The sequence below is a fragment of the Pseudoalteromonas aquimarina genome (genome assembly GCF_049257255.1).
Lineage (GTDB): Bacteria > Pseudomonadota > Gammaproteobacteria > Enterobacterales > Alteromonadaceae > Pseudoalteromonas.
The window spans coordinates 1-15045 of sequence record NZ_JBMMUG010000008.1 but is presented as its reverse complement, the minus strand read 5'-3'; the positions used below and the strand labels follow the sequence as shown (position 1 = coordinate 15045).

Sequence of the window (15045 nt, the reverse complement as noted above, 5' to 3'; positions counted from 1 at the left end):
TAATATGTCTGCGATGACACCAAGAGAAATTGTACACGAGTTAGATCAGCATATTATTGGTCAAAACAAAGCGAAAAAAGCAGTAGCTATTGCACTTCGTAATCGCTGGAGACGCATGCAACTTGATGCAGCCCTACGTAGCGAAGTAACACCTAAAAATATTCTAATGATTGGCCCAACAGGTGTTGGTAAAACTGAAATCGCACGCCGTTTAGCCAAACTTGCCAATGCCCCTTTTATAAAAGTAGAAGCGACAAAATTCACCGAAGTGGGTTATGTAGGTAAAGAAGTTGAAACGATTATTCGTGATCTTGCCGATATTGCGGTCAAAATGACGCGTGAGCAACAAACTGAAAAATTTAAGTTTAGAGCTGAAGAAGCTGCCGAAGAGCGTATTTTAGATGCGTTATTGCCACCAGCAAAAGATGCATGGGGTCAAGCTCAAGAATCTGAAAACACCTCAACTCGCCAAGCATTCCGTAAAAAATTACGTGAAGGTCAATTAGATGATAAAGAAATCGAAATTGATATTTCTCAAGCGCCAGTAGGTGTTGAGATTATGGCGCCTCCAGGTATGGAAGAAATGACTAACCAGTTACAAAGCATGTTCCAAAACATGGGGAGTGACAAAAAGTCTAAGCGCAAACTTAAAATTAAAGACGCCTTCAAACTATTAACCGAAGAAGAAGCTGCCAAGCTTGTAAATCCTGAAGAGTTAAAAGAACAAGCCATTAATGCAGTTGAGCAAAACGGTATTGTGTTTATAGATGAAATCGACAAAATCTGTAAACGTGGCGAATCTTCAGGTCCAGATGTAAGCCGTGAAGGTGTTCAACGTGACTTACTACCACTTGTTGAAGGTTCAACGGTAAATACAAAACACGGTATGGTGAAAACAGACCATATTCTATTTATCGCATCAGGTGCATTCCAGATGGCAAAACCGTCAGACCTTATTCCTGAACTGCAAGGTCGTTTGCCGATTCGCGTTGAGCTTGAAGCATTAACATCATCTGATTTTGAGCGTATTCTAACAGAACCTCATGCCTCTTTAACTGAACAATACCAAGCATTAATGGGTACCGAAGGTGTTAATGTTGAATTCCGTGAAGATGCGATTACAAAAATTGCTGAAGCAGCATGGCAAGTAAACGAAAAGACCGAAAATATTGGTGCACGCCGTCTACATACTGTGATGGAAAAGCTAATGGAAGAGATTTCATACGACGCCAGCGAAAAATCGGGTGAAAGCCTAATTGTTGATGCTGATTATGTTGAGCGCTTCTTAGGTGAACTGGTTAAAGATGAAGATTTAAGTCGTTTTATCTTATAATCTAAACACCTTTTAGAAATACAAAAAAGGTGCTTTTTAGCACCTTTTTATTTGGAAATTATATGTTAGTCACCAAATTACATTACCATCGTATCTCCAAGCAATTAGATGTGCATTTTGATCATCAACATATTGCCACTTTAAGCGCTGAGTTTTTAAGAGTTCACTCCCCTTCAGCGGAAGTGCAAGGACATGGCAATGCTATTTTGGTAACAAACAAAAAAGATGTGGCAATTTCAGCAATTGAACAGGTTGGTCATTACGCTGCACGCATAATTTTTGATGATGGCCATAACACAGGGTTGTACAGCTGGGATTATTTAGCACACCTTGCAAAAAATCATGATCAGCTGTGGCAAAACTACCTTGCCACGCTTAAACAAAAAAAAGCCTCTCGCGAGGCTTTGATCCCAATAAAACTCACACATTAAATTTTTCAATTGCTTTGTGTAATACCTCTGCTTGAGCAGAAACCTCTTCACTGGTTTGCGCATTCGTTTCTGCGTGCGCAGCCGCCTGCTCAGCAATATCGCGAATCTTAATTACGTTTTTATTCACTTCCGATGCAACTTGATTTTGTTCGTCAATTGCAGTGGCAATTTGCGTGCTCATATCCATAATAGTTTGAACATCTTCGCTGATAGAATAAAGTAAGCTACCTGCTTGTACCGCTTGTTCAGAGCTCGCACTACCTTGCGTTTTACAGCGTTCCATCACATTCACCACTTCTTGTGTACGTTGTTGCAATGTTGAAATAATACTTTCTATCTCTTGTGTTGAATCTTGCGTACGCTGTGCAAGTGAACGAACTTCATCTGCTACCACTGCAAAGCCCCTACCTTGCTCACCCGCACGAGCAGCCTCAATTGCGGCATTAAGTGCAAGTAAATTAGTCTGCTCAGCTATGCCTCTAATAACATCCAAAACAGAGCCAATTGTGACTGCATCTTGCTCAAGCTGGGTTACCACATCTGAGGCATGTGTTAATGAATGGGTGAGCTCTGAAATACGTGACACTGTTGAATCCACTTCCTGCTTACCCTGCATTGCATTCTCGTTTGTAGACTCGGCTTTTTTCGCTGCGGCTTCAGTATTGTGTGAAATATCTTGGATGGTTGCCTGCATTTCGGTGGCAGCAGTTGCTACCATATCTGCTTCATGTAATTGCTCACGCATACCGTCACTGGTTTCTGCTGTGGTGCTGGCTAGATTTTCTGTTGCTGAATTTAAAATGCCAAGCGCCTGTTTTACTTCAAATATTAAGTTTTTAAAGTCGCCGATAAATGAATCAAAATCACTCGTCATACGCGCAATCTCATCATTACCATCACTTTGCACACTGCGAGTTAAATCATTAGTACTGCGAATTTGGTGAATAACATCACACACCTTGTTTACTGGAACAATAATTGAACGACTGGTCATATAAACCAAACTCATTACAATAACTGTGGAAACAATAAATATTACAATTGCTGCTGTTCGTGAAAAATCAGCGCTACTTTCAATTGCCGCTTTTGTTTCCGCGGTCATTTTATCTACTAAAACGTCGCTTTGCGCCACGCTAGCTGACATTTTACCCAAAGCGCCTGACTCCAAATCAAGGCCAAGCGCTTCTTGCGCAGCAACTAATGCTGTAAATTCTTTTTGATAAGTATTGAGTAAGGCGAGCAGATTGCTTTGATAACTTGCATCAATCTCCGAACTTTTAATGTCTTTTATAAAAACTTGAATATTGTCATTAAATTTAGTCAGGTACTTTTTATCCAAGCGCAACATAAAGTCTTTTTCATTACGTCTTAATTGCAACATATCTGAAAGCAGCATATAGTTTTTTTGCTGTTTTAATAAAGTCTCTACCTGATGTACTGCATTACGTAAATTACCATAGGCTGCGTCTTTAGGATGAAGGCCTATTTTTCTTTGTAGAGCCACAACCTCATTAAAATCAGATTTATACTCATCAATAACACGTTCGAGATGACTAAGTGTATTTGTTGAAATAGACAGGTCTGTTAATAAATCATTTAACTTATTTGCTTTAGACTTTAATGTTTTAAACTCATTATCAAACGCTTCTAATGACTCTTCACCTTTATAAAATAAAAAGTTTTTTTCATGCTTACGCAAGATCCCCTCTTGAATAGCTAGCTCTTCTGTTAGCTGGATTGCATTGTTCAATTTCAGCATTACCGATGCTTCATAAAGAATTACCAGCAACAAAATAAACATCGCCGCCCCAACAAAAACAGCATTAAGTTGTAGCCGCGCTTTAATTGTTAGACGCTGTAGCAGCTCCATATAAACCTCTGTAATCTATAAATTTTAGAAAGCTTATAAAAGTATAGATGCAATCTTGAATTGTGCTAAAGCTTTACTAAATTAGGCAAAGTTTGGTAACTGAACATTCTTCCATAAGCTGTCAGAAAGGGATTTTACATCTAACGTTCCCCTTGCAATCCAATCAGTAAGCGGACTGGGATCACTTGGAAAATTTATCGCTTGTTTACTGTTTACTGAAAGCCAATCATCAACAATATCAACATTTAAACAACTCATGCTGGTTGCAAGACCCGCCTTAACCAGAGTAAACGCATTTGAGGCTTGCTCAAACTGCCCTGACAACGGTTTTAATAACAGTTTTTTGCCATAACGTAATGCTTCACTTGAGAGCTCAAACCCTGCATTTCCAATCGCTCCTGACGCAGAAACAAGATCATTCAAAAAGCCAATACGACAAGGAGCGCGAAGGTGAATATGCTGATTAATCGTCCGGTTATTTAATTGTGGGTGATAGCAGTAAAACTCAAACTCAGGAAAATGCTTGAGCATTTCAATTATTTTTTGCGGTTCTTCAAATGGTAAATACACTAATACTTTGTTTTCGATAAAGTTATCTTGTTGCCAACTTTTTACCGGCTCAATAAATGGTGGGATGATATTTTGATGATAAGGAAACCAATGCACACCTAAATAGCAGCTAGCAGGGGCAAATAACTTTAACCCCAAACGAGTGGTTAAGTTAGCGCCCTGCGAGGGGACTTTATTTGATAAAAAAGATGCCTGATGGCTTATGCCAATACAGGGAACTTTAGCCATTTTTGCTGCCCATGCAGAGATCGGCTCAAAATCGTTAATAACCAGGTCGTAGCCTGATAAATCTAGCTGTTTGACATCATGTACAAACTGCCCAACACGGACATTTTTAAGGGTTGCTAATTTATTTACACTGCCATTTTCAATGGCAAAGGTAAAACCTTCTCGCGTGCGATAGTCATTAAAATCTGACATATCAAAATACTTATTAGCAGGCCGACCACTGAAAAAGTAATCTACCTTCACATCGCTTTTTGCAAATGCTTTCGCCATTGCACGAGCACGCGTGATGTGCCCGTTACCTGTGCCTTGAATACCATACAAAATGTTCATAGTGTTGCACCTATAATACCAACAGAAGCAAAACAAACGCCTAACATCGCACCCACCAAAATATCACAAGGGTAATGCACTCCCAGCATAACCCGAGACAATGAAATAGCCACAGCCACAAATAAAACATAGCTAAGTTCAGGAAAGTACCAACTAATCACTGAGGCAAATAACCAAGCCGCAGAGCTATGTCCCGAAGGTAAACTAAAGCGATCACTTGGCACAACAAACCCCTCTACAATAGTTTGGCTAGGCCGCTCTCTTTTTAGGGTATTTTTTAGCAGGTAGTAAATTGGCCGCTCTAATGCAAACCCCAAAATAAGGGCAGACAGTACAAGTTTACTCGCCTCTGTATCCACCACATAACACATAACCCCAACCAGCAAATAAACAAACCCATCGCCCAATTTCGACACTGTTTTTATGACATACAATCGACGTTTTGATGCTTGGTGATTGAATAACTTAAAAAACGCTTTTCGGTCTAACTGTGAAATGGTTTGCATAGCAATTCTCTTCTTAGAGTTGTTAGTGTGACTTTAGATTGGGCAAGTAACAAAGAGGTGACAGTTTCACGTAATTAAGATGGTATTTTAATGACCTATTTGTGACAGTGTTTCTAATAAAACAAACAGAAAAGCGCGCAAGATCAATTGTATTAATCATACTGCAGGGTATACTGAGTAAACTATTTAAGCCCTTGGAGCTAATATGGAAATCAATACATCAGACCTGTGTGATCAGTTTGCTGATAGCATCGACGTACTAGAACCTTTATTTGTTAATTTTGCTGGCGCAACTGCGTTTTCAGGACAAATCACAACGATTAAATGTTTTGAAAATAACCAGCTAATTCGCGAAACCTTATCCGAAGATGGTACAGGCAAAGTGTTACTCATCGACGGAGGTGGCTCTACTCGCCGCGCATTAATTGATATCGAACTTGCTGAGCTGGCACTTGATAACAACTGGGAAGGCCTTGTTGTTTATGGCAGTGTGCGTCATGTTAGTGACTTAGAAGAGCTTGATATTGGCATTCAAGCGGTGGCATCAATTCCTGTTGCCGCTGACAGTGAAGGCTTTGGTGAGTCCGGTGTACCCGTTAACTTTGCAGGTGTATCTTTCTTCGATGGCGATTATATCTATGCGGATAGCACAGGCATTATCCTTTCAGCTGAAGAGCTATCAATTGATTTAGATGATGAATAACTTAACTGTTTATACCGAACAAAGCATATCGGATTTATGCCAATCACGCGCTGGCGAACAGCGCGTTTGGCAAAGTATTTCATTTATCAATCAGCAACAATCAATTGCAGACGCATTAGCCGATGCCTCAGCCTATGGCATAAAGTATGTATTAGTGGGAATTCCCGAAGATATTGGGCCACGTGCAAACTTAGGTAATGGGGGGGCTAATCTTGGCTGGAAAGCCTTCTTTTCCAAGTTTTTAAACCTACAAGCAAATCAGTTTATTGCGAGCAATAAAGTATTATTGTTAGGTGAAGTTGATTGCGTTGATATTATGAAACGCGGCCAAGGCCTAAGCAACAAAGTACCTGCAGAGCTTGAATTATTGCGTCAGCTTTGTGGTGAAATTGATGATATTGCCAGCCCAATTTTAAAAATGATTTTTGATGCAGGCTTAGAGCCTATCGTCATTGGCGGTGGTCATAATAATTGCTACCCAATAATTAAAGCCCTTAGCGAGAGTACTGAGAAAGCCTGTTGTGCTATTAACTTAGATCCACACGCAGACTTTAGAGCATTAGAAGGGCGTCATAGTGGTAATGGCTTTAGCTATGCACATAAACAGAATTACCTGCGTGACTATCATGTTATTGCCATGCATGAGCTGAAAAACAACCAAGCGATTATTGATAGCATGCACGATGCCGGTTTCTCGTTTGACTCTTATCAAGCAATAAAAGTCCGCCAAGAAATTTCGCTAACTGAAGCAAATAAATCAGCACTAGCGCGAATGCAGAGTTACCAATTACCTATGGGTATTGAAGTAGATGTTGATAGCATATCGTATATGCCAGTAAGTGCATTTACAAACTGCGGTTTGGCAGTCTGCGAAGCCGAGCAGTTTGTCTATCAGCTAGCTTTAAGCCCCTACACTCGCTATTTACACCTATGTGAGGCTGCACCAAGTGAGCACGCTAACGGTGTTAATCAAGGTAGCAATGAAGCAGGCCAAATATTAGCAGCGTTAGTTGCTAGCTATTTAAGTGGCCGAGAATCATAGCCCCAAATACAAAGCGCCCTAGTAAGGGCGCTCTCCATTAGCTAAACGTTTTTGCCACTGTTTTAGCCAGCCTAATAAACCGACATTTGGCAGTGGTCTTGAAAATAAATAACCTTGCGCTGCATGGCATTTCATAGTGCTAATGTAAGTATACTGAGTTTCAGACTCTATACCTTCACACACTACTTTAATGCCTAAGCTATTACTCATATCGATAATACCGCTCAATAAGCTACGAGTATTAACGTTTTCAGCAAGCTCTTTAACAATAGAGCCATCTACTTTGACATAATTAAGCGCAAGACGCGGTAGCTTAGAAAGCTGTAAAGGCTCAATACCTAAATCATCGAGACACACAGCAATGTTATTTTCTTTTAAACGTCGTAAAATTGATTCACCAAAATCAGGTAAACCCATAAACACATTTGCCGGCGCTTCAATAATAATATCGCCTTCACTTAATCTATGCTCTACAAGCACTTCTGCTAAATGATCAATAAACTCATCTTGAAGTAACTCTTTACCAAACAAATTAACACTGATTGGGATATGAATTTCTTCTAGCTTAATCGCAAGCGCTAACTCAGCTGCTTTTTCAGAAACCCAATGAGCTATTGGCAGTGTTAAGCCAGCAGCATTAATTTCATCAATAAAGTGTTTGGCTTCTAAAGTACCAAATTTAGGGTGATGCCATCTTAATAGCAGTTCAATAAATAAAATTTGATTGGTTTCAATATCAATTACAGGATGAAAGTAAAGTTGAAAGTCGCGTTCAAAATCCAGAATTGATAAATCTGCGAGAAGCTGTTTACGTTTTTCAGCTCGATCGGCAATTTCTTTCTCAAAAGTAATTAACCAATCAATCTCATTTGTAAATTCAATAGAAAGGAAAGCTTGTGCAAGTAACTGCTGCCCTTTTAACTGTTTTTTATCTTCTACAATGGCGGCACGCAGGCTTAGCTCTGAATCAATATTATCAACATGCGTTGGTTTATGAACTAAATCGTAAATACGATGCACTAGACGCTGATGAAGATGCGATTCAACACTAGTATCAACCGCAAAGGCAAAGTCAACACCACCTAAGTAACATAGCTTTACCGGCTCATTAAACATAGTCAATGAAAGCACATCTGATGCATTCAGTTCATCATTGATTTTTTTACCTAGCTTCGCAATAAGTAAGTCACCAAAATCATGACCAACCATACGATTAATCTTGCCTAAACCTTCTAGTTTAATTAGCACTAAAACCCGACTTAACGAGTTTTTTTGCCAATTATCATAACCGTTTAGAAACAAACTGCGGTCTAACAATAATTGCTTATCGTTATGCGCTTCAGCGCCTTTCATTTTATTTGATAATGCAACCTGTAAACGTCGCTCGCGGCGGAAAAAGGTATACAAATTAGCGCAGACATAATGAAATACAACAGCAACAGCGAGCCAAGCGCCATTGATTAAATCGAGATAGAAGCCAGCAGATAACGCCAAAAACAACGCTAAGCTAACAATGTTTAACCATAGCGCCATGCGCTGGGCTTTTTTCTGCTGTGTAAAATAACATTCAGCGGTGAGAATAAGGGCGCAGATAATGAGTGCGACAACATTATAGGTAGATAAAAACGCTAATGTTGCAACACCTAGCAAAATATCCAGAACACGAATTACCGCGTTTCCAGCCTGCAAAATCGCTAGTAGCCAACTAACCAGAAGCATACCTGCAACTAAACTAGGAAATGTAAACATTACCGTATCTGTTGCAGCAAAAAGTGAAAATGAACTCAACACTAATGTACTTGCCGCTATTATTTTTTTCATACGCCTCTCACCGGAAATAGCTTCCTATTTTAATTGCTGACCATCTTTCCATAGCCCCTTCAATGGGTTGACGCCATATTGATACGATAACTGAGCCGGAGAATCAATATCCCAAAGTGCAAAATCAGCGTTTAGTCCTACTTTAATTTTACCGCGATCGTTTAGGCCTAATGCGCTTGCGGCATTTACTGTAACACCCGCTAATGATTCTGCTGGAGTTAGTCTAAATAAAGTACATGCCATATTAAGCATTAATTGCACAGAACAAATTGGCGATGTACCTGGGTTAAAATCAGTTGCAATCGCCATTGCTACTTTATGTTTACGCAGTAATTCAATGGGTGGTAGCTGCGTCTCACGTAAAAAATAAAATGCGCCTGGCAGTAACACTGCAACAGTATTGGCCTTCGCCATTGCAATCACACCGTTTTCGTCAAGAAACTCGATATGATCTGCTGACAAACCATTATATTCAGCAACTAGCTCAGCGCCTTTTAAGTTTGATAACTGCTCAGCATGTAACTTTACTGGTAAGTTATATTGTTTTGCAGCATCAAATACCCGGCGCGTCTGCTCGTTAGAAAAACCAACACCTTCACAAAATGCATCAACCGCATCAGCAAGTTTAAGCTCTGCTACTTTAGGCAGCATTTCATTACATACTAATGAAATATAGCCATCAGCATCGTCTTTAAATTCTGGCGGCAGTGCATGCGCACCTAGAAACGTTTTTTGCACATCGATAGGGTGATGCTGATTTAGCTGTTCAGCTACTTCCAGCATTTTAATTTCACTATCTAAATCTAAACCATAGCCTGACTTAATTTCTACCGTGGTAACACCCTCATTAAGAAGTGCATTTAAACGATCTTTAGCAGTTACAAAAAGGGCTTCATGATCAGCTTCACGGGTCGCTTTTACAGTTGAAATAATGCCGCCGCCTTGCGCTGCAATTTCCTGATAGCTGGCGCCATTCAAACGCATCTCAAATTCATTTGCGCGGTTACCCGCACACACTATGTGCGTATGACAATCAATAAAACTTGGCGTAATCCACTTACCATGTCCATTCACAACGGGTGTTTGTAAACTATCAAATTCAGGAAATGTCGACGCTTGCCCGCACCACGCAATTTTGCCATCTTTGATACCTAAAGCAGCATTAACTATCGCACCATAAGTATCATCAATGGTGTTATCCATCGTTGCAATATGGACATTTGTAATTACTAAATCAAAAGACTGTTTCGCTGCCGTATTTACGTCATTGGCTGTCATAACTTACTCAAAATACATGTAATCTAAAAATGAAAGTCTACCAAGAACACTTGTATATACAATACAAATATGCCATCTTGATTGTATCTTTTATCAACTATAGCTTGATTACTCGCGATTGCTTAGGTAAAAGGCTTAAAACAATTGGTTAATCAATAACACTGTTACTATGGCACAACCTAAATTTGCGCAAATAAAACAACACATCATTAGCAAAATTAAATCAGGTGAATGGGCTGAGCACAGTCGCGTCGCTTCTGAAAATGAATTGGCAGAACAATTTAGTGTAAGCCGTATGACAGCTCGCCGTGCGCTCAGCGAATTAACCGATGCCGGTATTTTAAGTCGCACACAAGGCTTGGGAACATTTGTTGCCAGCTTTAAATCACAATCTAACTTACTTGAAATTCGTAATATTGCTGACGAGATAAAAGAGCGCGGCAGTGAACATCGTTGTATTCCAGAAATTTTAGAATCAATGCCTGCAATCGCGCCAATTGCCATTGCTCTAGGGGTTGAACAAAATAGCCAAGTATATCGCTCGGTGCTAGTTCATTTAGAAAATGGCACACCAATTCAAGTAGAAGAGCGTTTTGTTAACCCTGCATTTGCGCCAGGCTACTTACAACAAAACTTTGAGCAGATTACACCGCACGAGTATTTATGCGAAGTGGCGCCACTCACTGAGGCGCGTCACACAGTTGAAGCGATCATGCCTAGCGCCCAAGTTAGTCAGTGGCTTTCCTTGTTTAATGAAGAACCTTGTTTACAAGTTATCCGTCGTACATGGTCATCAAATGGCGTGGTGAGTTTTACTCGTCTAATCTCACCTGGCAGTAAATATCGCCTTGGTGGGCACCTTACTTTCAAACGCTAAGAAATAACGTATTTCTTAGCAATTTTGCAGAGCATCAAATAGATCCGCGTATTTAAACTTAAAGCCTAGCTTTAACAATAAGTCACTTGAAATGATACGTGGTTCTTTGCCTGCTTTTTCAAAGCTTACTGGCAACATACCGAGTTGCTTTGTTGCCTCATCATAAAACGCCTCTTTGGTCGGGTGATGCGGTGTAACCAAATTAATAATTGGCTCGGGTACAGCAATTTCAGCTATAAACTGTAAGCCATTTACCGCATCCTCTTGATGCACCATATTTACAGTTGCATTCGCGCTTGAAGATAAACTTTTACCGCTTAAGAAACGCCCTGGGTGACGTTTTGCCCCCATTAAACCACCTAAACGTACTATTACTGTATTTAATCCACTTTCAGCAACAATTCGCTCGTTTTGAAGTAAACGCGATTGCTTATCGGTTTTTGCCTCAAAAGCATCCAATTCAGTAAAGTGAAGCGGCTCATCAGGATAAACCCCAGTGGTAGAGCAAAAAATAAAGCGCGAAGCCTGCTTTGCTTTAGCTTCAGCTAAGCTCCTTTTTAAATATTCTTGATATGCACTTTGCGCTTCAGGTGTTCTACCTGGTGGGATACAAAAAAACCACACAGCCTCTGTCAGATTAATATCACAAATATCTTGCTCGATATTAAATTGAACCCAGCCTTTTTGATTTTTTTGTTGGCGACTTGTTTTAATCACATGCCAGCCTGAATTTTCGAGATGCTCTGCCAAAGGGGCGCCCAGCCAACCTGCACCCACTACAACGCCATTATTTGAATTATGAGTCATTACTAGATAGAGTCTTAGAACAAAATTCGATTATATAACAATAATTTTGCGCATGCTTTTGGGATTTTGTAACTTTAAAATACAACTGTTTAGTGCTCAGGAAAATAATAATGCTAAATAACTTATCCTTGAGAAAGAAAATTTTATTCTTAATTGGTGGCACCATTACTGTGCTATTAATACTCTCAGCTATTTATTTTGTTAACCATATTTCAAACTTATCTCGTGCTTCCATCGAATCAGAAGCCAAGAGTTATTTAAACACTGAAAAGATAAATATTGAGGGATTCTTTTCGCAATACGGCAGAGTGGTTGAAACCTTTGTTACCAATCCGCATCTGGTCGAATGGTTTGCAAATTGGACTGAACGAGGCGCAGACTATAAAAATGCGCAAGGCTACAATGCAATTAACCAAGATTTTTTACGCATAAGCGGTAACGATAGCAACATACTCTCAGCATTCTTTGCATCGGCTAATACGGGTGCATATTTTAAAGAAAACGAGCGTACAACTCACTACAACGGCGCAGACTACTTCGCTTATAAACGCGGTTGGTGGCAAGATGCACTTAAACATGATGGCTTATATGTTGGCCCTCTCGCTATTGATTTAACTACTGGTAATGTATCTGCCGTTGTTCAACAAACGGTTTACGATGCAAACCGCAAATTAGTTGGTGTTGGAGGCGTTGATCTTAAACTTAACAACATTGCCGAAATGATCGAGCAAATTCAGTTTAATAATGTTGGTTACGGATTTTTGTTAGATGATCAACAAAAAGTTGTTCACCTGTCTAATCGCACCAAGCATACTCTTTCAGTTATTGAAGATGAGTCACGAGGCATCGAGAAAGATGACCTCTCTGCACTTGAATCTCAAATGCCGAACACCAAAGGATTTGCTGAATTAAACCAGCAAATGAAGCAACACAAATCAGGCCAAACGCAGGTTACCTTAAATGGTGAAACATACTTTGTTATTTATCAGCGTTTAGAGCTTTCTAAACCAAAACTGAATTGGTATCTCGGTTTATTAGTGCCAGAAAGCTATATCAATATTCCAGTTAAAGAAGCTGCTTGGGCAACAACCTCTAGCGTTATCATCATTTTACTAATAATTATGGCGATGATCGTGTTTGCTACGCAAATGATTGTAAAGCCAATTTCATTGCTTACAGAAACTATGAAAGACATTGCTTCAGGTGAAGGTGATTTAACAAAGCGCATTCATATCGACAGTAATGATGAAGTAGGTCAATTAGCAAATCATGTGAATACCTTTATTGATAAACTTCGTAGCTTATTAATTAATACGCGCGACCAATCAATTCAACTCGATAGCGCCTCTGCAGAATTAAGTCGCGTTTCTGAAGAGACACACCAAGAAATACTGCAAGAAAAAGACGAAGTAGATAATGTCAGTACCGCAGTAACAGAAATGGCAGCGACAGTACTGGAAATATCGCGTAATGCTCAGCAAGCCAATGCTGGTACTGATTCAGTAAATGAGTTAACCAGCAAAGGTGTTAGCCTTTCCAATACAGCTAAAGAAGAGATGCTAACGCTTTCTGAACATATACAAAAAGCAGCAGAGGTCGTATCCGGGCTAGAGCAAGAGTCTAATAATATTGGCAGCGTAGTAGATGTTATCAATAGCATCGCTGAGCAAACTAACTTACTTGCCCTAAATGCGGCCATAGAAGCCGCCAGAGCGGGCGAACAAGGAAGAGGTTTTGCCGTGGTAGCAGATGAAGTAAGAACGCTTGCTAGTCGCACTCAAGAATCAACTGATGATATTCGTAATATGATCTCTCGATTGCAGCAAATTGCTGTGCAAGCAACTCAAATGATGGAACAAGGTAAAGAGCAAGTATCGCGTTCAAGTGAACAAACTGAACAAGTACTGCAAGCCTTTACTGATATTTCAAGTTCAGTTACTCAAGTACAAGACCAAAATCATCAAATTGCCACGGCGACGGAAGAACAAACAGTTGTAGCGGAAGATATTAATAACAACTTAAATTCAATCAATGCATTAGTTAATAATACATCTGATCATGCAAACGAATTAGCTAAAGAAGCACAAACGCTTCGCCTTTTAGCAAGTAACCTAAATAAAACAGTCAACGAATTTAAGCTTTAAAAACAATGGCTAAGCAGGAAACTGCTTAGCCTATTTTTCCAGTTTACCAAGATACTTTTCTACAATGCGTTGATAACCACCTTCTAGTAAAAATACAGCAAGCTCTCGATTAAATTCATCGCGTAAATCCTTATCAGAAAAAACAGCACTTGCGGTAACAGCAGGCATCAACAAATGCTCGGTGAAAATAGATACATCCCGCTCTTTATTCTTTAAACGATAAAAATAATAAAATATATATTTATCTAACACAGCATATTCATATCGACCTTTACGTATCAGTTCAGGGATCACTTTCATTTTCGGTGATTCAAAATAGTTTTTTTGCTGCGATAACTCATCAAAGAAAGGGCCAAAATAACCGGGCGCACCTTGAAAGGTTATGACTGAATGACCTTTAATTTCAGCCAAATTCGATGGATTTAAATTGTTTTCTCTTAATGAAAATACCGTTGGAGCATATTGCACAATGGGTAATGAAACAAAGAAATTATCATCATCTTTAGCCATGAATATAGGCGCCATAGCTTTAAAGTCACCTGATTTGATTAACGACTCTGCACGCCCTAACGGCACAAAATGAAACTTAACGTCATAACCCAAACGGTTTAAAACAGCCTTAACAACATCTAAATCAATTCCATTATGTTCTTCATGTTTAATAGTATGAGGAGGACCCTCACTGCTTAACACAACGATTTCTTTTGCATATAACTCAAATGTAAAAAGGAATAGAAACAGCAGAAGATGTTTTAGCATGAAGTAATAATGATATTTTTAGGTAATAAAAGAATTATGAATAAAAATATATTTCTTTCAATCACTAACAGCAAAAAAACAGAACTACAAATTTGTAGTAATCACCAAATCAAATTAGAAAGATTTTACTTAGTTTGACTACGGGTAGTCGCCAATAAAGTATCGAGCACTACAATGAGGTGAAGTCTATAACCTACATAGGTTCAGGATTCAGGATTCAGGATTCAGGGTTCAGGGTTCAGGGTTCAGGGTTCAGGGTTCAGGGTTCAGGGTTCAGGGTTCAGGGTTCAGGGTTCAGGGTTCAGGGTTCAGGGTTCAGGGTTCAGGGTTCAGGGTTCAGGGTTCA

Annotated in this window: 13 protein-coding genes; 6 read left to right on the top strand and 7 right to left on the bottom strand. The window is 39.5% G+C overall.

All coding sequences use genetic code 11. From position 1 onward, the window contains the following. The first annotated feature begins 4 nt into the window (after window positions 1-4). Window positions 5-1333: an ATP-dependent protease ATPase subunit HslU gene (gene hslU / locus AAEU29_RS18125; RefSeq protein ID WP_274763262.1), complete on the top strand. Its 1329-nt coding sequence runs from the start codon at window positions 5-7 to the stop codon at window positions 1331-1333. Between the two features lie 62 nt (window positions 1334-1395). Beyond that, complete coding sequence (locus AAEU29_RS18120; RefSeq protein ID WP_421974632.1) at window positions 1396-1764, top strand: gamma-butyrobetaine hydroxylase family protein; 369 nt, start codon at window positions 1396-1398, stop codon at window positions 1762-1764. On the opposite strand, the gene AAEU29_RS18115 is transcribed toward AAEU29_RS18120, so the two are convergent. The 3 genes from AAEU29_RS18115 to AAEU29_RS18105 form a co-directional block, all read right to left on the bottom strand. After that, window positions 1754-3634, bottom strand: a complete 1881-nt coding sequence (locus AAEU29_RS18115; RefSeq protein WP_421974631.1) for a methyl-accepting chemotaxis protein — start codon at window positions 3632-3634, stop codon at window positions 1754-1756. The two genes, AAEU29_RS18120 and AAEU29_RS18115, sit on opposite strands and share 11 nt — an antisense overlap. An 81-nt stretch (window positions 3635-3715) precedes the next feature. Next, window positions 3716-4762 carry an MJ1255/VC2487 family glycosyltransferase gene (locus AAEU29_RS18110; protein ID WP_421974630.1) on the bottom strand — a complete coding sequence of 349 codons (1047 nt, stop codon included), beginning with the start codon at window positions 4760-4762 and terminating at the stop codon, window positions 3716-3718. Continuing rightward, window positions 4759-5268: a phosphatase PAP2 family protein gene (locus AAEU29_RS18105; protein ID WP_421974629.1), complete on the bottom strand. Its 510-nt coding sequence runs from the start codon at window positions 5266-5268 to the stop codon at window positions 4759-4761. The genes AAEU29_RS18110 and AAEU29_RS18105 overlap by 4 nt, the downstream gene beginning before the upstream one ends. A 205-nt stretch (window positions 5269-5473) precedes the next feature. Here AAEU29_RS18105 and rraA point away from each other — a divergent pair, with 205 nt between their 5' ends. Together rraA and AAEU29_RS18095 are read left to right on the top strand one after the other, a co-directional pair. Next, window positions 5474-5971, top strand: coding sequence for a ribonuclease E activity regulator RraA (rraA, locus tag AAEU29_RS18100; RefSeq protein WP_274763257.1), 498 nt, complete (start codon window positions 5474-5476; stop codon window positions 5969-5971). Continuing rightward, window positions 5961-7013, top strand: coding sequence for a formimidoylglutamase (locus AAEU29_RS18095; RefSeq protein ID WP_421974628.1), 1053 nt, complete (start codon window positions 5961-5963; stop codon window positions 7011-7013). The genes rraA and AAEU29_RS18095 overlap by 11 nt, the downstream gene beginning before the upstream one ends. 18 nt (window positions 7014-7031) lie before the next feature. Here AAEU29_RS18095 and AAEU29_RS18090 read toward each other — a convergent pair whose 3' ends face one another. After that, window positions 7032-8834 (bottom strand): EAL domain-containing protein, encoded by a 1803-nt coding sequence (locus tag AAEU29_RS18090; RefSeq protein ID WP_421974627.1) that lies wholly within the window; start codon window positions 8832-8834, stop codon window positions 7032-7034. Window positions 8835-8858: 24 nt separating this feature from the next. Continuing rightward, entirely contained in the window at window positions 8859-10112 is a 1254-nt protein-coding gene (gene hutI / locus AAEU29_RS18085) for an imidazolonepropionase (protein WP_421974626.1), read from the bottom strand. Between the two features lie 169 nt (window positions 10113-10281). Here hutI and hutC point away from each other — a divergent pair, with 169 nt between their 5' ends. After that, window positions 10282-10989: a histidine utilization transcriptional repressor HutC gene (hutC, locus tag AAEU29_RS18080; protein WP_421974625.1), complete on the top strand. Its 708-nt coding sequence runs from the start codon at window positions 10282-10284 to the stop codon at window positions 10987-10989. Between the two features lie 15 nt (window positions 10990-11004). Here the strand turns inward: hutC and AAEU29_RS18075 are convergent, their stop codons facing one another. Next, window positions 11005-11796 (bottom strand): NAD(P)H-binding protein, encoded by a 792-nt coding sequence (locus AAEU29_RS18075; RefSeq protein WP_421974624.1) that lies wholly within the window; start codon window positions 11794-11796, stop codon window positions 11005-11007. A gap of 110 nt (window positions 11797-11906) precedes the next feature. Here AAEU29_RS18075 and AAEU29_RS18070 point away from each other — a divergent pair, with 110 nt between their 5' ends. Further along, window positions 11907-13940, top strand: a complete 2034-nt coding sequence (locus tag AAEU29_RS18070; protein WP_421974623.1) for a methyl-accepting chemotaxis protein — start codon at window positions 11907-11909, stop codon at window positions 13938-13940. Between the two features lie 30 nt (window positions 13941-13970). On the opposite strand, the gene AAEU29_RS18065 is transcribed toward AAEU29_RS18070, so the two are convergent. Then, a complete protein-coding gene (locus AAEU29_RS18065; RefSeq protein ID WP_421974622.1) occupies window positions 13971-14633 on the bottom strand; it encodes a substrate-binding periplasmic protein in 663 nt (220 codons plus the stop codon). Window positions 14634-15045 lie beyond the last annotated feature (412 nt).

Excerpts from the sequence above, each read along its gene's own strand:
- hslU (WP_274763262.1), top strand. The coding sequence starts at position 5 with ATGTCTGCGATGACACCAAGAGAAATTGTACACGAGTTAGATCAGCAT.
- AAEU29_RS18120 (WP_421974632.1), top strand. The coding sequence starts at position 1,396 with ATGTTAGTCACCAAATTACATTACCATCGTATCTCCAAGCAATTAGAT.
- AAEU29_RS18115 (WP_421974631.1), bottom strand. The coding sequence starts at position 3,634 with ATGGAGCTGCTACAGCGTCTAACAATTAAAGCGCGGCTACAACTTAAT.
- AAEU29_RS18110 (WP_421974630.1), bottom strand. The coding sequence starts at position 4,762 with ATGAACATTTTGTATGGTATTCAAGGCACAGGTAACGGGCACATCACG.
- AAEU29_RS18105 (WP_421974629.1), bottom strand. The coding sequence starts at position 5,268 with ATGCAAACCATTTCACAGTTAGACCGAAAAGCGTTTTTTAAGTTATTC.
- rraA (WP_274763257.1), top strand. The coding sequence starts at position 5,474 with ATGGAAATCAATACATCAGACCTGTGTGATCAGTTTGCTGATAGCATC.
- AAEU29_RS18095 (WP_421974628.1), top strand. The coding sequence starts at position 5,961 with ATGATGAATAACTTAACTGTTTATACCGAACAAAGCATATCGGATTTA.
- AAEU29_RS18090 (WP_421974627.1), bottom strand. The coding sequence starts at position 8,834 with ATGAAAAAAATAATAGCGGCAAGTACATTAGTGTTGAGTTCATTTTCA.
- hutI (WP_421974626.1), bottom strand. The coding sequence starts at position 10,112 with ATGACAGCCAATGACGTAAATACGGCAGCGAAACAGTCTTTTGATTTA.
- hutC (WP_421974625.1), top strand. The coding sequence starts at position 10,282 with ATGGCACAACCTAAATTTGCGCAAATAAAACAACACATCATTAGCAAA.
- AAEU29_RS18075 (WP_421974624.1), bottom strand. The coding sequence starts at position 11,796 with ATGACTCATAATTCAAATAATGGCGTTGTAGTGGGTGCAGGTTGGCTG.
- AAEU29_RS18070 (WP_421974623.1), top strand. The coding sequence starts at position 11,907 with ATGCTAAATAACTTATCCTTGAGAAAGAAAATTTTATTCTTAATTGGT.